This is a genomic window from Nocardia sp. CA-151230 (assembly GCF_050942175.1).
Taxonomy (GTDB): Bacteria; Actinomycetota; Actinomycetes; order Mycobacteriales; family Mycobacteriaceae; genus Nocardia.
This window is the reverse complement of the sequence record NZ_CP192061.1, coordinates 5,102,929-5,119,740: the sequence shown is the minus strand read 5'-3', so window position 1 is coordinate 5,119,740 and position 16,812 is coordinate 5,102,929. Positions and strand designations below refer to the sequence as shown.

General features: G+C 70.9%; 18 protein-coding genes. 15 read left to right on the top strand and 3 right to left on the bottom strand.

Annotation, left to right across the window (positions count from 1 at the left end):
* Positions 1 to 109 precede the first annotated feature (109 nt).
* The 3 genes from ACQP1O_RS24335 to ACQP1O_RS24325 all read left to right on the top strand — a co-directional run bounded on the left by ACQP1O_RS24335 (position 110) and on the right by ACQP1O_RS24325 (position 2,214).
* Positions 110 to 823, top strand: coding sequence for a hypothetical protein (locus ACQP1O_RS24335; RefSeq protein ID WP_433560789.1), 714 nt, complete (start codon positions 110 to 112; stop codon positions 821 to 823).
* A 116-nt stretch (positions 824 to 939) separates the two neighbouring features.
* Positions 940 to 1,386 (top strand): helix-turn-helix domain-containing protein, encoded by a 447-nt coding sequence (locus tag ACQP1O_RS24330; protein ID WP_433567771.1) that lies wholly within the window; start codon positions 940 to 942, stop codon positions 1,384 to 1,386.
* An 84-nt stretch (positions 1,387 to 1,470) separates the two neighbouring features.
* Entirely contained in the window at positions 1,471 to 2,214 is a 744-nt protein-coding gene (locus ACQP1O_RS24325) for an aquaporin (protein ID WP_433560788.1), read from the top strand.
* Here the strand turns inward: ACQP1O_RS24325 and ACQP1O_RS24320 are convergent.
* Both ACQP1O_RS24320 and ACQP1O_RS24315 read right to left on the bottom strand, forming a co-directional pair.
* Complete coding sequence (locus ACQP1O_RS24320; RefSeq protein ID WP_433560787.1) at positions 2,211 to 3,182, bottom strand: aldo/keto reductase; 972 nt, start codon at positions 3,180 to 3,182, stop codon at positions 2,211 to 2,213. The two genes, ACQP1O_RS24325 and ACQP1O_RS24320, sit on opposite strands and share 4 nt — an antisense overlap.
* 88 nt (positions 3,183 to 3,270) lie before the next feature.
* Positions 3,271 to 4,020: an IclR family transcriptional regulator gene (locus ACQP1O_RS24315; RefSeq protein WP_379467511.1), complete on the bottom strand. Its 750-nt coding sequence runs from the start codon at positions 4,018 to 4,020 to the stop codon at positions 3,271 to 3,273.
* A 205-nt stretch (positions 4,021 to 4,225) separates the two neighbouring features.
* On the opposite strand from ACQP1O_RS24315, the gene ACQP1O_RS24310 reads away from it, so the two are divergent.
* The 12 genes from ACQP1O_RS24310 to ACQP1O_RS24255 all read left to right on the top strand — a co-directional run bounded on the left by ACQP1O_RS24310 (position 4,226) and on the right by ACQP1O_RS24255 (position 15,749).
* Positions 4,226 to 5,263 carry an NrtA/SsuA/CpmA family ABC transporter substrate-binding protein gene (locus ACQP1O_RS24310; RefSeq protein ID WP_433560786.1) on the top strand — a complete coding sequence of 346 codons (1,038 nt, stop codon included), beginning with the start codon at positions 4,226 to 4,228 and terminating at the stop codon, positions 5,261 to 5,263.
* Between the two features lies 1 nt (position 5,264).
* Positions 5,265 to 6,245, top strand: coding sequence for an ABC transporter permease (locus tag ACQP1O_RS24305; protein ID WP_433560785.1), 981 nt, complete (start codon positions 5,265 to 5,267; stop codon positions 6,243 to 6,245).
* The gene (locus ACQP1O_RS24300) at positions 6,242 to 7,012 is read left to right on the top strand and encodes an ABC transporter ATP-binding protein (protein ID WP_433560784.1); all 771 of its coding nucleotides are present in this window, start codon (positions 6,242 to 6,244) and stop codon (positions 7,010 to 7,012) included. Before ACQP1O_RS24305 ends, ACQP1O_RS24300 begins: the two co-directional genes overlap by 4 nt.
* Entirely contained in the window at positions 7,009 to 8,034 is a 1,026-nt protein-coding gene (locus ACQP1O_RS24295; RefSeq protein ID WP_433560783.1) for an ABC transporter substrate-binding protein, read from the top strand. The genes ACQP1O_RS24300 and ACQP1O_RS24295 overlap by 4 nt, the downstream gene beginning before the upstream one ends.
* 112 nt (positions 8,035 to 8,146) lie before the next feature.
* Positions 8,147 to 9,379: an LLM class flavin-dependent oxidoreductase gene (locus tag ACQP1O_RS24290; protein ID WP_433560782.1), complete on the top strand. Its 1,233-nt coding sequence runs from the start codon at positions 8,147 to 8,149 to the stop codon at positions 9,377 to 9,379.
* Entirely contained in the window at positions 9,376 to 10,545 is a 1,170-nt protein-coding gene (locus ACQP1O_RS24285; protein ID WP_433560781.1) for an LLM class flavin-dependent oxidoreductase, read from the top strand. The genes ACQP1O_RS24290 and ACQP1O_RS24285 overlap by 4 nt, the downstream gene beginning before the upstream one ends.
* Before the next feature lie 46 nt (positions 10,546 to 10,591).
* Positions 10,592 to 11,539, top strand: coding sequence for an ABC transporter substrate-binding protein (locus tag ACQP1O_RS24280; protein WP_433560780.1), 948 nt, complete (start codon positions 10,592 to 10,594; stop codon positions 11,537 to 11,539).
* 397 nt (positions 11,540 to 11,936) lie between these two features.
* The gene (locus ACQP1O_RS24275; RefSeq protein ID WP_433560779.1) at positions 11,937 to 13,466 is read left to right on the top strand and encodes an ATP-binding protein; all 1,530 of its coding nucleotides are present in this window, start codon (positions 11,937 to 11,939) and stop codon (positions 13,464 to 13,466) included.
* On the top strand, positions 13,463 to 13,897 hold the full coding sequence (locus tag ACQP1O_RS24270; RefSeq protein ID WP_354832976.1) for a roadblock/LC7 domain-containing protein: 435 nt from the start codon (positions 13,463 to 13,465) through the stop codon (positions 13,895 to 13,897). Before ACQP1O_RS24275 ends, ACQP1O_RS24270 begins: the two co-directional genes overlap by 4 nt.
* Positions 13,894 to 14,241, top strand: coding sequence for a DUF742 domain-containing protein (locus tag ACQP1O_RS24265; protein ID WP_433560778.1), 348 nt, complete (start codon positions 13,894 to 13,896; stop codon positions 14,239 to 14,241). Before ACQP1O_RS24270 ends, ACQP1O_RS24265 begins: the two co-directional genes overlap by 4 nt.
* On the top strand, positions 14,216 to 14,812 hold the full coding sequence (locus tag ACQP1O_RS24260) for a GTP-binding protein (protein ID WP_433560777.1): 597 nt from the start codon (positions 14,216 to 14,218) through the stop codon (positions 14,810 to 14,812). The genes ACQP1O_RS24265 and ACQP1O_RS24260 overlap by 26 nt, the downstream gene beginning before the upstream one ends.
* 145 nt (positions 14,813 to 14,957) lie before the next feature.
* On the top strand, positions 14,958 to 15,749 hold the full coding sequence (locus ACQP1O_RS24255) for an alpha/beta fold hydrolase (protein ID WP_433560776.1): 792 nt from the start codon (positions 14,958 to 14,960) through the stop codon (positions 15,747 to 15,749).
* Here ACQP1O_RS24255 and ACQP1O_RS24250 read toward each other — a convergent pair whose 3' ends face one another.
* Positions 15,750 to 16,538, bottom strand: a complete 789-nt coding sequence (locus tag ACQP1O_RS24250) for a helix-turn-helix domain-containing protein (protein WP_433560775.1) — start codon at positions 16,536 to 16,538, stop codon at positions 15,750 to 15,752. It abuts the gene before it with no gap.
* Between the last annotated feature and the right edge of the window lie 274 nt (positions 16,539 to 16,812).

The window sequence follows — 16,812 nt, the reverse complement described above, 5'->3', positions numbered from 1 at the left end:
TTACACGCTCGCGGATACTGGTCATTAGCTGAAAGCGGGGCGGCGGGTTTGCCGCACCTATAACGTGTTCGTCAGAGATCAGGAGGTGCTGGGTGAGGACACCGATGACATGACCGATCCCCAGAGATACGCGGCCGAGCACGAGCTGTTCGAACTGGTCCGCAAGGCCGGATTCGAGGGGCCGGCCTGGAAACTGCTGGCGGACAGTCTGGTTCGCCACGCATTGGCGGTGCTGGGGCCGTGGGTGCGCACCGGCTGGATTTTCTCGGTGGCCGAGCAGAAGCGCATGCCGCTCCGCCCGACCGCGCAGGAACGACTGCTGGTGGAGACCCGCTTCGCCGAGGACTTCGTGCAGGAGACCATCACCCGCGCGCTGGAGCGCTTCCGCCGCAATGCCCGCGATGGCGACGGCTGGAATGCCGACGGCGGCCTCGGCCTGGGCAGCTACTTCATCGGCGCGTGTGTGCTGGCCTTCGTCGAGCACTTCCGCCGCAGCCGCCGCACCGGTGACCTCTATCGGTTCCAGGCCGCGGCCTCGGTGGCCATCGTGACCGAGGACGGCCCGGACCTGATGGAGGTGCTGGCCTCCACCGAGGACGTGGCCGGTTCGCTGGTGGACCGGCTGGCCTTCCGCAGCCGCCTGGCCGGGCTCGGCGACCGCGACCGCGGGCTGGTGTGGGGCAAGGCCATGGGCCTGACCGGCCGTGAAATCCAGCACCTGTTCGACTTCCCGTCCGTGCAGGCGGTCGAACAGCGCTGGGCCCGACTGAAAGGCGACCAGGGCTGGATGACCGGCCTCGACGGTAAGGAGGCGGCCGAATGAGCCCCGACCACGCCCCGGACCCGGTGGCCCGCGTCGCCGAGCTGCTCGAGCGGTCCTCGCTGAACGAGCCCGCGCTGCAACGGCTCTACGCCCGCATCCCGCGCCGCGCCGCCGAACTGCACGCCACCCCGACCACCGTCCCCGCGCCCGAGTCCGGATTCGCGGCCCGCCTCAACAGGCTCTTCGAGGTCGTACACGCCCCGGGCGAGCGCCCGCACACCAACTCCGAGGTGGCCGCCCAGCTGACCGCGTGGGGCCATCCCATCTCCAAGCCCTATCTGAGCCAGCTGCGCTCGGGCGTGCGCACCGATCCCTCCCGCGAGACGATTGCCGCGCTGGCCCGCTTCTTCCGGGTCCGGTCGGCCTATTTCGCCGACGACGCCTACACCACCGCTGCCGACCGGGACTCCGAATTGATCGCCCGGCTGCAGTTCCACGGCCTGCGCAAGCTGTCCACGCGGGCCTTCGATCTGAGCGAGGAGTCCCAGAACCTGCTGACCTCCATGGCCGATCGCCTGCGCGTCACCGAGGGGCTGCCCGAGGTGGGCGGCGGGGTCGATTGATCGCCGAACCCGGCCGCGCCTGATATACGAGATATCTTGCGGCGGCGCGGTCCTGCGTGAGCGCCGGTCTGTCACTGTGTCCGGGTGCCGAACCACGACCGTCCGCTGATCGATCCCGCCCCCGACACCGCGCCCGCCGAGGCCGGACTGTCGCTGGGGCGGCGGTCGGTGGCCGAGTTCGCCGGAACCGCGGCGCTGGCGGCGGTCGTGATCGGCTCCGGGATCGCGGCCCAACAGCTCTCGCCCGGCGATGTCGGACTGCAGCTGCTGGAGAACTCCACCGCCAGCGCGCTCGGCCTGGCCGTGCTGATCCTGACGTTCGGCCCGATCTCGGGCGCCCACTTCAATCCCGTGGTGTCACTGGCGGATTGGCTGGGCGGACGGCGGCAGCCCACCGGGCTCGGCACCGGGGAACTGGGAGCCTATGTGGCCGCGCAGTGCTCGGGCGCGATCGTCGGCGCCTTGCTGGCCGACGCCATGTTCGACCGCACTCCACTGCAGATCGCGACCCACCATCGCGTCACCGGCGGCCACCTGCTCGGTGAAATCTTCGCCGCCGCCGGCCTGATCGCCGTGGGCTTCGCCGCCGCCCGCCACGGCCGCGGTGCGAGCGCCGCGGCCGTGGCCGCCTACCTCGGCTCGGCCATCTGGTTCACCAGTTCGGGTTCCTTCGCCAACCCCGCGCTCACCGTGGGCCGTATGCTCTCGGACTCGTTCACCGGCATTGCCCCGGCCTCGGTGCCCGCGTTCGTCGCGGCCCAGATCGTCGGCGGCCTGGCCGGTTCGAGCCTGATGACCCTGCTCTACCGGCCGGCCGGGGCCGACTAGGGGTTGCGTGTGGTCGAGGGGACCGCGAAGGAGGTGCGGTCGCCCGACCAGGCTTCGGGCGGGACCAGCTCGTCGAGCTCGGCGAGATCCTCGGCACTGAGCTCGACCGCGGCGGCCGCGGCGTTCTCCAGGATGCGCGCCGCACGGCGGCTGCCGGGAATCGGCATGATGTCCGGTCCCTGCGCCAGCAGCCAGGCCAGTGCCAGCTGCCCGGCCGAGATGCCCAGGCGGGCGGCCAGGTCCCGCAGTGCCGCCACCTGTGCGAGGTTCTCGTCGAGATGCTCGCCCTGGAAGCGCGGGTCGTTGCGCCGGAAGTCGCTGTCGGCGACCGTGGCCGAATCCAGTGTGGCGGTGAGCAATCCGCGCCCGAGTGGGCTGTAGGGCACGATCCCGACCCCGAGTTCGCGTGCCACCGGGACGATATCGCGCTCGGGCGCGCGCCACAGCATCGACCACTCGAACTGCACCGCCGCGATCGGATGCTCCGCCACCGCCTCCCGCAGTTGCTGCGGGGTGGCCTCGGAGATACCCAGGTGCCGCACCTTGCCGGCCTTCACCAGTTCCGCCATGGCTCCGACGGTCTCGGCCACCGGCACGTCGGGGTCGATCCGGTGCAGGTAGTACAGATCGATCGCCTCGCGCCCGAGCCGCTGCAGCGATTCCTCGCAGTACCCGCGCACATGCTCGGGCTTGCCGTCGAGTCCCACACCGGTCTCGGTCCGCACGATCCCGAACTTGGTGGCCACCAGGGCGTTCGTCCCCGCCAGCGCCTGCCCGACCAGCCGCTCGTTGTGCCCGCGCCCATAGCTCATCGCCGTATCGAACACGGTGATTCCCGCCTCCACCGCGTCCCGGATGGCCGCGGCGGACTCCGCGTCGTCGGCCGCCCCGTACCCCTGGGAGAAGCCCATGCACCCCAGGCCGATCGCCGGCACCGTCAAACCATTCCCGAGCCGCTGTTCACGCATGCCGCCCATCGTGTCAGCCGCGCCCGCCGTCCACCAATCGAAACTCGAATGAAATCCATTGACTGCCATATGGATCGGTGTATCCGGGTCAGTCGGCGGCGGCGAAACGGGCGGCGATGTCGGCGGCGGTGATCTTGGCCAGATCGACCAGGAACGGGAGCCGTTCGGGAATCATGAGCGTGGTCGTTCCGCGCAGCCCCAGTGCGAACCGGCAGGGCGCGCCGGGCGTCAGGATGGGAACGGCCAGCGTGCGGAAGCCCGGATCGAGCTCCTCGTCGTTGTAGGCGTAGCCACGTTCGCGGGTGCGGACCAGCTCGCGCCGGAGTTCGGCCGGGGTGGAGACGGATCGGGCGGTGCCCTCGTCGTAGGGCAGCGCGGCCAGCTCGGCGTCGCCGGCGTCGTTCCACGCCAGCAGGGTCTTGCCGAGCGCGCTGGCGTGCAGCGGCAGCCGGACGCCCTGGAGCCGGTGGCCGTCGGTATCGCGCCAGCGGCTGGTGGCCAGCAGCACGGCGTGGATGCTGTGGCGCAATGCGATCGAGACACTGGCGCCGGTGGTGGCGGCGAGCTGTTCGAGCGCGGGTTCGGCCAGGTAGATGCGGTGCTGGCGATAAGCGATCTGACCGTACCCGGCCAGTGCGCCGCCCATGCGGTAGCGGCCGGAATCCTCACTCTTGTCCAGGAATCCGGCCTGCACCAGCGCGGTGAGCAGCCGGTGGGTGGTGCTGACCGCCAGTCCCTGCTGTCGTGCGACCTCCGAGACGCCGCGCTCCGCGCCGTCGCGGAAGCAGTCGAGGACCGACAGGGCACGGGCGACGGTCTGCACTCCGGAGGCTTCCACGGCTGGGACGGTAGCACGTCGAACCGGTCCGGTAGACCCGAGCTTTCCAGTATTTGGAAAGCCGAAAGGCAAATGGCCATAAGGCCTTCGGCGGAGACCTGTCAACCCTTCCAATCCTCGGAATGGATTACCTCGCTCCGGTCTCGTGGGATCCCTACTGTCCCAGGGCATCGCTGGACCGTTCCGAATCGAAGAGGTGCCCACCATGTTCCGCACGCGCCGGCCACACCGTTGGCGTCACGCCCTCGTCCTGGCTCCCGTCGTCGCCCTGCTCGCCGCGTGTGGCTCCGGCTCGACCGACACCGGTTCCGGTGAGGTGGTGCTCAAGGTCGTCGACCCGGGCAATGCCGGGCCGCTGGCCGTCGGCAAACGCGACGGCACCTTCGACAAGGCGCTCGCGCCACTGCACGCCCGCGTCGAATGGGTCACCACCACACCGGGTTTCAGCTCCATGCTGAAGCTGTTCAACACCAGGGAGCTCGACGTCTCCGACGCCGCGTTCAGTCCCGTGGTGGGCGCGCTGTCCAAGGACGTCGCCGTGCGCATCGTGTCGGTCTCCGATCCGGCGGGCAAGGATCAGAGCGGCATCCTGGCCGCCCCGAACTCGGGCATCCACTCCGTCGCCGATCTGGCCGGCAAGCGGGTCGCGGTGAATCCGGCGGGCAAGGGCGAGTACATCCTGCTGCAGGCCCTCGCACAGGCCGGGGTGCCCGCCGACAGGGTGACGCGAGTCCCCCTGCAGCAGAAGGACGCCGCCACCGCCTTCGCCACCGGCAAGGTCGACGCGTGGGCCTCGTTCCTGGTGCCCTACCAGGAGGCCAAGGCCAACGGCGGCGTCGAGATCGCCACCGAGCAGTCCATCGGATCCAAGGACAACACGGTGTTCGTGTTCCGCACCGAGGTCGCCGACAAGCACCCCGACATCGCCGCGAAGTTCCTGCAGACGGTGCAGCAGCTCACCACCTGGCAGCGTGGCAATCCCGCCGACTTCCAGAACGTCTTCGACAAGACCGGCCCCCGCGCGCTGAGCGGCCCGCGCCTGACCGACGCCATCCGCCTGGGCGGCGATGCGACCGTGCCGCACCTCCCGACCGACAGCGACGCCGCCGACCTCGCCACCATCGTCGAGCTCTTCCGCCACAACGGCGTCATCTCCCGCGACATCACCGCCGCCGACATCTTCTACGACCTGAAGTCCAAACTCACCCCGGACCAGCTGGCCGGGTTGCAGCCGGGGCGCTGACATGGCCACTTCCTCCGCGCCCGCCCCGCAGCGGGTCCCGGGTATCGATGACGACCCACCCAGCACGACCGAGAATGAGATCGATTCTGCCGCAGCCGATCCCGCCTCGGGCGCGATCGGTGACAGCGCAACCGGACATGCGACCGTGGCTGCCCCGGACCCGGGTGCGGATCGATCCGGATTGGCCCCGCCCCTGGCGCGGGTCGAACGACGCAGGCCCGCATGGGTTTCGCTGCCGCTGCGATTCGTGCTGCCCGCTCTGATCATCGCTGCGTGGTGGATCGGCTCGGCCACCGGGACATTGTCGCCGCAGGTGCTCGCCGGCCCGCCCAAGGTGTGGTCGGCGCTGCTCGAGCTGGCCCGCAGCGGCCAGTTGACGGACTTCGCGCTGGCGTCGTTCACGCGCGCGGCGCTCGGGGTCGCACTCGGTGTGACGGTCGGCATGGCGCTGGGCCTGCTGGCCGGATTGTCGAGTCTCGGTGAGGAACTGGTGGATTCGACCCTGCAGATCGTGCGCGCGGTGCCGTTCTTGGCGCTGGTGCCCTTGTTCATCGCCTGGTTCGGCATCGACGAGCTGTACAAGGTACTGCTGATCGCCGTCGCGACCGTGGCCCCGATGTACGCCTACACCTACCTCGGCGTCCGCAATGTGGACCGCAAGACGGTGGAGGCCGCGCGAGGCTTCGGGCTCACCGGAGTCCGGCTGATCGCCGAGGTGATCCTGCCCGCCGCGCTGCCGGGAGTGCTCATGGCCCTGCGAGTGTGCCTGTCCATCAGCATCACCGGCCTCATCGCCGCCGAACAGGTGGGCACCACCGAGGGCATCGGCTATCTGGTGACCCTCGCCCAGGAATACAACCGCACCGACTACATGGTGCTGTGCGTGGTCCTCTACGCGCTGCTCGGACTGGTCTTCGACGGTGCGGTGCGGCTGGTCGAACGGCTGGCCATGCCGTGGCGGCGACAGGTGGCGATGCGATGACGACCCCGCACACGACGACAACCCGGCCCGACACCGTGTCGCCACTGGCGGTCTCGATCACCGGACTGCGGAAAGCCTTCGGCGAGAAGGTGATCCTCGACGGCGTAGACCTGACCATCCGCCGCGGCGAGTTCGTGGTGCTGCTGGGCCCCAGCGGCACCGGCAAGACCACCCTGCTGCGCCTGCTGACCGGGCTCGAGCAGCCCGACGCCGGCGAGGTGCTGGTCCCGCCCGCCCGCACCAGCGTCTACCAGGAGCCGCGCCTGGTCCCGTCCAAGCGGGTGCTGGCGAATGTGACCATCGGGCAGCGCCGTTCGCGTGCGACCCGCGAAGCCGGGCTGCGCGCGCTGGCCGAGGTGCAGCTCGCCGGCAAGGCCCGCCAGTGGCCGGCCACGCTCTCCGGCGGGGAGGCCCAGCGGGCCGCCCTGGCCCGGGCGCTCGTCCGCGAGCCGGATCTGCTGCTGCTCGACGAGCCGTTCGCCGCACTCGACGCCCTCACCCGCCTGCGCATGCAGGACCTGGTCGGCGACCTGGTGGCCCGCCACCGCCCGGCGGTGCTCATGGTCACCCACGACGTGGACGAGGCGGTCCGGCTGGCCGATCGGGTGCTCGTCCTCGACCGCGGCCGCTTCGCCGTGGATCAGGCCATCGACCTGCCGCGACCGCGCGACCGCACCGATCCGGCCGCCCTGCGCCACCGGTCCGCCTTCCTCGCCCAGCTCGGCGTCGACCGTCCGCACACCGACAACCCCGGGAGCACTTCATGACCGACACCCTCTGGTACACCCGCTGCCCGGTCCCCACCGCCAGCGGACTCGCCCACAGCCTCGGCTGGCTCGGCGACACCGCCGAACACAACGGGCTGGCCTTCGGCGTCCTCCAGGACGCCGCACCCGAACTCGCGATCCGCCACTTCGACCACGATCTGCCCGGCCTCATCCGCGAGGGCGGCAATGTGCCCGCCCTGGCCGCCCGCGCCCAGGGCTCGCCGACCCGGCTCATCGGTCTGACCTGGATCGACGAGGCGCAAGCCATTGTGGTGGGCCCGGATTCGCCGGTCACCTCCGCCGCCGAGCTGGCCGGGCTGCGTGTCGGCGTTCCGGCCTGGGCGCGGGACCGCGCGCGCAGCTTTCCGCGCGCCATGGCCCTGCACGGTTTCGCCAGTGGCCTGCGCCTGGGCGGCCTGACACTGGCCGACGTGCGGGTCATCGAGCTCGGCGTGGAATCGAATCCCCAGGTGCGCACCGAGATCCAGCAGCGCGACCGGAGCCTCACCTGGGGTGTGGCGGAGCTGCTCGACGGCACCGTGGACGCCGTCTACGTCAAAGGCGCACGCGCACAGGAGGTCGCCCGGCAACACGGGCTGCGGATCGCGGTCGACCTCGACGCCACCGAGTCCAAGCGGCTACGCGTCAACAACGGCACACCCCGCCCGCTGACCGTCCACCAGCACCTGCTCGACACCCGCCCCGACGTGGTGATCGGCTTCCTCGCCCAGACCCTGCGTGCCGCCGACTGGGCCACCGCCCACCGCGACGCCGCCGCCGCGGTGCTGCAACGCGAAACCCTGTCCGGCCCCGAGGGTGTCACCGCCGCCTACGGCACGGACTTCAACATCGGCCTGCACCCGTCGCTGTCCGACGAGCGCCTCGAGCTGCTCGCCGTCCAGCAGCAGTTCCTCTACACCCACGGCTTCCTCGCCGCCGACTTCGACCTCGGCTCCTGGATCGCCCCCGAACCCCTCGAGCAGGCGCGCGCCCTCGTCGCCGCCGGACAGGCCGCAGCATGACCGAATCCCGATGGCGCTCAACCGCTCCCGCCGACCTCGCTGCCGCGCGCCACGAGCGCGGCGTCCGCAGATCGACCAGCGCCGCGGCCCGAACCGCCGCGGAGGTGCGGGCATGACCGACTACCTGTGGCGGCTGCCCAGTCGAGGCGACGGCCGCCGCGCCGATGCCGGGCTGCGGCACCGGGGCCGGAGCGGCACTCCGATCCCCGCCGTCGATACCGATCGGAATCGGGCCGGGCGCAACGGTACCGGCGTGTCCAGCAACGGGCGAGCACCCGCTCTCGGTGTGGCCGGCGCTGGTCCGGCCGAGGTGGGCGGCGCGGCGAGCGTCGAGGCCCGCGCGGTGGATCGTGCCGTGACCGATGTCCGGGCCGGGCGGTTCGGGCCGTTCGACGACCTGCACCAGGTGGTACACGCTGCCGAGTTGTCCGGTCTGGACGGGGTGCTCGCGCCCTACGACCCGGCGGGCGAGGAGTCGTGGATCGTCGCGGGCGCGGCGCTGCGGGCCACGCGGCACGCGCGCGTCGTCGTCGACTTCCATCCCGGCTTCGGGACACCGGTCTACGCAGCGAAGGTTTCGGCGTCGCTGCAACGGTTCTCGGCGGGGCGACTGGGCTGGCGGCTGACGGTGGACACCGACGCCGACGACGCGCGACAGCGCGGTGACCGGGTCACCAGGGACGATCGCTATGCGCGCGCCGCGGAATTCCTCACCGTGGCGCGCGGTGTCTGGAACGAGAACGCGGTGCCCGCGGCCGGATTCCGCGGCACCGGGTTCGACTACGCGGGGGAGTACTACGACGTCATCGACGGCGGATTCCGGGGGATCCTGTCCGGCCTGCCCTTCCCGGTGGTGTACCTGAGCGGGGATTCGACCGCGGCGCTGGAACTTTCGGCACGCCACGGCGATGTGCACGTCTTCACCGAGACGCCGCAGGGCCTCGACGCGTCCCTCACCGAACTGCGGGCGCTGTCCGCCGCGGCCGGGCGCACCGTGCGGGCGGGCGTCGAGGTGCCCGTCATCGCCCGCGAGACCGAGACCGAGGCGTGGGCCCGGGTCGAAAGGCAATGGCGTGAACTGTATCCGGACGGGCCGGGCGCGGAGGCGCTCGACCTCGGCGACGGGCGCTGGGCGGGCTTCAGCCGGCTGGGATATCCGCAGGCCATCGGCTTGGTCGGCAGCTACGAGCAGGTGGCGCGGCGATTGCGGGCGTACGCCACGGCCGGCGTCGACACCGTGGTGCTGTCCGGGCACCCGCACCTTGAGGAGGTCTACCGCGCCGGGGAACACCTGCTGTTCCTGGCCGACCCGACCGGCCGCACCCTGAAGGAGGCCACCGCATGACCATCGACATCTATTGGCGCATCGGCATGGAGGGCGATCACGCCTCGCTGCGCACCCCGCGCCGCTACAACCGCGGCCACGCGGGCGGCTATGGTCCCGGCAATATCGCCCCGGCCGTGCGCGCGGGCGAACTCGACGGCTACAGCTACCTCGATCACGCCGCGGCCGTCGCCCGCGCCTCGGAATCGGCCGGGTTCCTCGGTGGCCTGCTGCCGTCGTTCCCCATCACCGAGGATCCGTGGGCGGTGGCCGCCGCCCTGGCCCGCGAGACCACCACCTACCGGTTCATGGTCGCCTTCCAGCCCGGATTCCTGCACCCGGTGCAGGCCGCGCGCATGTCGGCCAGCCTGCAGCGCGCGACCGGCGGGCGGCTGGTCTACAACATCATCAGCGGTGGCGGGGGACCGGCCCAACTGTGGTGGGGCGACAAGGTTTCCCACGACGACCGCTACGCCCGCACCAGCGAATTCCTCGAGGTGCTGCGCGGAGTATGGGACGGCGAACCCCTCGACCACGAGGGCCGCTTCTTCCGCACCGAGGGCGCGGCACTGCCACCCGCCCTGGCCGGTCAACGGTTCCCGGAGGTGTACTTCTCCGGCTCCTCACCCGCCGCCGTGCAGGCCGCGGGCCGCCACGCCGACTACTACCTGTCCTGGCTCGAGCCCTTCGCCGACCTGCGCGCCAAATTCGACGGCGTGCGCGCACACGCCGAACGCACCGGCCGCACACCGAAGTTCGCCGTCCGCATCGACATCGTGGCCCGCCACACCGCGGAGGCCGCCTGGGCCGAGATCGAGAAGGGCTGGGCCTTCGTCGATCGGGACGCCGCCCACCGCGCCGCCCGGGGCGACTCGGTGGGTGCGGCCCGCATCCAGGGCTGGGTCCCCGAAACCATTACCGGCTACCGGGATCTGGAGGTCCAGCCCAATGTCTGGTGCGGGTTCAGCCTGATTCGCGGCGGCCCGGCCTTCGGCCTGGTCGGCAGCTACGAGCAGGTCGCCCAGCGCCTCGACGAACTCATCGACCTGGGCGTGGACGCATTCATCCTGGCCGGGAACCCGCACCTGGAAGAGGCGTACCGGGTCGGTGAGGAGGTGCTGCCGCTGCTCGGCCGCTCCCGTCTCACCGTCCCCGGCCCGGCCGCCGCTCTCGCCGCCACCCGCTGACCACCGCGACCACATCCCCGAAAACCCGCATTCACCAGGAGATTTCATGAGCATCCGCGTCGGGTACTTCCCGCACAACAACTCCCTGTTCGTCCTGCGCCACCGCGGGATCCTCGAACGCTCGCTGCACGACGTGGAATGGGTCGATCTGCGGGCACTGCCCGAGCCCGCGCCTGCCGACGTGAAAGCCGCCCTGCCGTCCCAGCACTCGGACTGGCTGTTCGCCGAGGGCGGCTACGACTTCATCGGCACCGGCTTCACCCCGCCGATCACCGCCCTGGGCAACGATCGCGACATCGTCTACGTCGGCATCTCCGGCCCGCGCATCGAGAACGGCCGCCTGGTCGCCCTGGCCGAGAGCGGCATCGAGACCGTCGCGGATCTCGAGGGCAGGCGGGTGGGCATCGCCCACGGCTCGTGGCAGACCACCCTGCTGCTGTTCGCCCTGGACCGCGCCGGTCTCGGCTGGGCCGATATCGAACCGGTCGACACCGATATCCACGATGGTGGAAACCTGCTGCGCACCGGTGAACTCGACGCCTGGGTCGGCGCCTACCCGGGGCTGGCGGCGCTCGAGGCCACCACCGAACTGCACACCCTCGTCGACACCGAGTCGGTGTTCAGCCACCCCTCACTGTGGTTCACCCGCCGCGGGTTCGCCGAGCAGCACCGTGCGCAACTGGAGGCGATCATCGCCGCCCTGCAGGAATCCGACGCGTGGATCGCCGCGAACCCACGCGCGGCCGCGCAGTACTTCGTCGACGATATCGTCGCCCGCGGCGGCACCGCCGACCTCGACGCCTGGGAGGCCGCCCTGCGTGGCCGTCCCTTCGGCGTCGGTCCGGTGACCGCGGAGTTCCTCGATGAGCAACAGCGCGCGGCGGACCTGCTGACCGCCAACGGCTTGCTGCCGCGGCGGATCGATGTGCGTGCGGCGGTCGTTGCCTGGATCGCCGATGCGGTCACCGCCACGACGGCGGCCACCGCCGGCTGAGGCGCGCGCGAGCAGTGCCCGTTGCCGCGCGGCACCTGGTGGAGACGATTTGCTGTCACGGTCTCCACCAGGTGCCACGTGGCGTTTTGCTGCGGGAACCGGGAGGTTGCTGGCATGCAGGCAGGGCCGGAGGCGCAGATGAGGGGCGGGGAGAGCACGGGATCCGGTGCGGTGGTCGGGTGACCAATTGGCAGGCCGTGGACCTCGGGTTCGGATCGCCCGGGTGACCGGGTCCTTCCGCGCCGGGGCTTCGGGGTGCAAATCGCGGTGAAATGCCGTGAGCTGCACGGGCTCCGGGTTGCGGTTTGCTCGGAGATACCGAAAGGTTAGGGGAGACAGAGGATTCTGCTATGGTGGCTCCGCCGATTTCAGGATCGGCCGGACGACAAGAGAATTGATGAATCAAGACAACGCCGTGCTGCTTTCCTGGGTTCTCGCTGCCGCGCTCATATTCGCCGTGGTCGGGCTGCTGTTTCTGTGGCGTGCCATGCGCGCCGAACGCGGGCGGGTTGCCGCCCTGCGTGCGGAGCAGGCCAACCGCGACGTCGCGGTCGAGGACATGATCGTGAACCTGACCGAGAACGTCGTGCCCGCCATCGGTGCCGCCGTCCGACGCTCGGACCCCGACAACCCCACCGTGGATCTGCCGATCGTGCTCGAGCAGTCGCGTATCGCGGAGCTGGTGTGGCAGTGGACCGCCCGCTGCGGCGAGGAGCTGCAGAACGTGGCCGCGGAAACCCGCGACCGCGTCCGGCGCGAAGCCGAGACCGAAGCGCAGCTCGCGGTCGCGCAGGCCGAATCCGAGCGTGAGACCGCGGTGTCCCAGGCCGAGGAGGTGGCCCAGCTGGCCATCGCCCAGGCCGAGGAGGCCGCCCGCGTCGCCGTCGCGCAGGCCGGGGAGGCCTCGCGCAGCGCCGTCGCCGAGGCCGCCGACACCGCCCGCGCCCAGGTGGAGGGCTCCGCCCGCGAGGCCACCTCGGCCGCGGTGCGCGCCTTCGGCGCCTCGGTGGTGAGCCTGGGCGCGGACGTCAGCCAGGTGCTCAGCGCCGCGCTGCGTCAGCACCGCAATGACGAGACCTTCGAAACGCTCACCCGCATCGACCATTCCGTACAGCAGATGATCCGCCAGGCGCAGTCCTATGTGATCGTCTGTGGTGGTCTGCCCGGCCGTCGCTGGCCGCAGCAGACCCTCACCGACGTGGTGGGCGGCGCCACCGGGCGGGTCCGCGACTACACCCGGGTGCGCGCCACCGAGCTGGACCGCCCGGTCGTGAGCCGCGCGGTGGAACCGCTGGTGCACACCGTCGCGACCCTGCTCGACAACGCGCTGCGCTACTCGCCGCCGACCTCGTACGTGGACATCGGTTTCCAGGAGGGTCACCACGGCATCACGGTGATCATCGACGACGCCGGTGTGCGGATGAACCCCGAGCAGCTCGAGGAGACCCGGCGCGTCCTCGCGGGCGACCAGCTCGTCGACATCCACGCGCTGGGCCCGACCCCGCGCGTCGGCTTCCCCGGCGTGGCCGCACTCGCGCGCCGCTACGGCTTCTCCGTCTACATCGACGGCCCCAACATGTACGGCGGCATGCGCGCCATGGTCTTCATTCCGGAGACCCTGCTGGCCGCGCCCGCGCCGACACCCGTGGCCGTTGCCGCCCCGACCCCCGTGCCGGCGCCAGCCCGGATTCCGGCACCCGACCCGGAACCCACGGTGGTGGCCATGGATTCGGTGCCTCAGGAACTCACTTCCGGCGGCCTGCCCAAGCGGCGCCGTCGCTCGGCGTCGGTGTCGGTGGCGGCACCCGTGCGCCCGGTCGTCGTGGATTCGACATCCGCGCGACCCGATATCGCCGCTGCCTGGCACAGCGGCTCCCAGCGCGGTCGAGCGGCCGCGTTCGAGCACTCCGAAGGGATGACATCGTGACCGGTACGCCCGCGACCGCCGTCAGTGACACCAACCGGCTGGCCTGGTTGCTCGACGATCTCGAAGCGCCGGGGGTCCGGTTCGCCGTTCTGCTATCGGAGGACGGCCTGCGCATCGCGCACACCGGGGGCGTGAGCATCGACGACGCCGAGCGTTTCGCCGCGGCCGCCTCCGGCCTGCGGGCCCTGGGCAAGGCACTCGCCGAGTTCTGCGGCGGCACCTCCGACAATGCGGTGCGCCAGAACATGACCGAGTACGCCGACGGCATGATCTTCATCACCGCCGCCGGAGCCGGTGCGCTCCTGGGTGTTTCGACCACCCAGGACGTGGATGTCAGCCTGGTCGCCCACCGGATGAACGAACTGGCTCTGCGGGTCGGGCGTGAGCTCGGCAGTATGTCGCGGACCAGGGCGGATCTGCCGCGCTCATGAGCCGGCCGCGGCGCGACCCCGATCTGGTCCGGGCGTATGTGCGCACCGGCGGCCGATCGCGCCCCACGCGGGTGCTGGATCTGGTCAGTCTGGTTGTCGCGGTGGCCGATCCGGCCCCCGGCGCGTCGTCCGACGCCCGCCGCATCATCCAGCTCGCCCGCCGCGGCGTGCTGACGCTGGCCGAGTTGGCGGCCTATCTGGACCTGCCACCCTCGGTCGTGAAGATCCTGGTGGCGGATCTGCTGGACAGCGGTCATCTGGCCGTCCCGACCCCGGTGGAAGCGCTGCCGGGCAAAGCCCTCTTGGAGGAGGTACTCGATGGACTCCGCGCTCTCTCCGCATGAGCGCGTCGTCGACTATGTGCCGCAGACCGTCACCCGCACCGTAAAGTTGCTGGTGGCGGGTAACTTCGGCGTCGGGAAGACCACGTTCGTGGGCAGCGTGTCGGAGATCCGGCCGCTGCGCACCGAGGAGACGATCACCGAGGCCAGCGTCGGCGTCGACGATATGGCCGGGCTGCCGGGCAAGACCACCACCACGGTGGCCATGGACTTCGGCCGCATCACCCTGAATCCGCGTCTGGCGCTGTACCTGTTCGGCACGCCCGGTCAGCGCCGGTTCGTGCCCATCTGGGAGGACCTGGCCGTCGGTGCGCTGGGCGCGCTGGTGCTGGTCGATACTCGCCGGCTGGAGAAGGCCGACGAATCGCTGTCCATCCTCGAGGAGCGCGGTGTGCCGTTCGCGGTGGCCGTCAACGACTTCGACGGCGCGCCCAAGCATCCGCTCGACGAGGTCCGCGATGCGCTCGACCTCGACCAGGGCACGCCGCTGATGCGGCTCGACGCCCGGGACCGGAATCCGTGCCTGCACTCGCTCATCACTCTGGTCGAGTACCTGTTGGAGCCGCGCGTCTAGCCGTATTTTCCACGGGCAGAACATCATTCGTGGTGAAGGGCCCGGCCGGGCCGCCCGCGTGACGCATCTCGCAACGACATCCATCCGAGCTGGAATCTGCGCTACGGTGAGCGCTTCCTGCCGGGTGAAGCGAAAGAGTTTCGGAATGCCGTTTGCGAGCCGCGGATCGGTCAAGATCCACTACACCGATACCGGCGGGCCGGGGCCGGCGGTGGTGTTCGGGCACAGCCTGTTCATGGACCAGGAGATGTTCGCCCCGCAGATGGATGCGCTCGCGCCCGACTATCGGATCATCGCCATCGACTCGCGCGGGCACGGGGCCAGCGTGGACGACGAGACCCCGTTCAGCTACTGGGATCTCGCCCGTGACGCCTGGGCGGTGGTGGACGAGCTGGGCCTCGAGCGCGTCGTGGTGGGCGGGGTCGCGCACGGCGGGTTCACGGCCGTGCGCATGGCGCTGCTGGCGCGGCCGCGGGTGGCGGGGCTGATCGTGGTCGGCTCGAGCGCGGAGGCCATGACGCCGCAGCGGCGTGCCGGGTACCGCGAAGTGCTCGACATGTGGGCGAGCAGCGCGACCCCGGGGCCCACCATCAGAATGGTGTGCTCGCTCATGATCGGGGGCACCGCCGCCGATCAGGAGCCGTGGCGGGCGAAATGGGCCACCGCACCGCGCAATCGGATGCGGTTGGCGGGCGAATGCCTGGTCAACCGTGACTCGGTGCACGAGCTGCTCGGTGACATCGACTGTCCGGCACTGGTGATCCGCGGGCTGGCCGATCAGGCCACCAGCGCCGAGGAGGTCGCGGAGCTGGCTGCGGCGCTGGGCAGTCCGGCCCCGGTGCACACCATCGCCGGGGCCGCCATGACACCGAACCTCACCCACCCCGGCGAGGTCGACGCGCTGCTGCGGGATTTCCTCGCCGCCCTGCCGTCCTGATCAGGTCTCGACCAGTCCGAGGAACAACTGGTGCGCCGGACCCGGCGCGGTCCCGCGATAGCGCTGCACCCGCACGTCGAAAACGGTGGCGGTGCGCGGATCGCGCAGCGTGAAGGTGGGGTCGTGGCGGCCGATGTGCACGTGTCCCGTGGTCCACAGCCGCCGGAAGTCGGGCTGCTCGCCCAGTTCCCGTAGCAGCTGCTCGATTTCGTCGCGGTCGCGGGACCCGGCGGCGTAGGCGCGGAAACGCCCGACCATCAGCCGGGCCTCGCGCTCCCACTCCTCGACCACCTGGCGTGCCCGCGGGTCGGTGAACATCCACCGCAGCACGTGGCCGTGCCGCGACAATCCCGGCAGCGCCGCGTCGAAGGCGCTGTTGCACGCCACCACATGCCAGCCGTCGTCGAGGGCCGCCGCCAGATGCGGCAGCAGCGCGTCCAGAATGGCCCGCACCGCGCCCACCGTCGGATCCCCGCCGCGCAGCGCCCGCGCGGACGAAGCGGCCGGGCGCTGCTGGGCCAGATGGTAGAGGTGGATGCGCTCGGCCACATCCAGCTCCAGCACCGCCGCCAGCGAATCCAGAATTGCCGGGCCGGGATTGAGCGCCTCACCCTGTTCGATCTTGGCGATATAGCCCAGGCTGGCGTGGGTGGCCTCGGCCAGCTGCTTCCGGGTCAGGCCCGCCGGATGACCGCCGGTGGCCCGTGCGCGCCGCTCGCGCACGAACTCGGCCAGCGTGGGCGCGCGCAGCCCCTCGGCGGTCGGCAGCCCGAATTCGTTGTCGGCCAACGGCATCCCCTCGAACAGATCAGCGTGCCTCCACCCTAGGTGCCCGCCCACCGCCGGGTGCGGTGGAACGACGAGCCGGGGTGCCCGGATGCGGCGGTACCACCGCCGGTGGTCGCGGTGCGGAAACTTGTTTCGCACAGTGGTGCTCGCGAATTCGCCTGCTCATGACTGGGGTATCCGAGCGGTTGCCAAGCGGGGAGCCCGCATTCGATATTGGCCGTGCGAGGGACGGCAGCGGCGCCGGCCGGGGAGTCGATGGGGGTATCGGCGAATA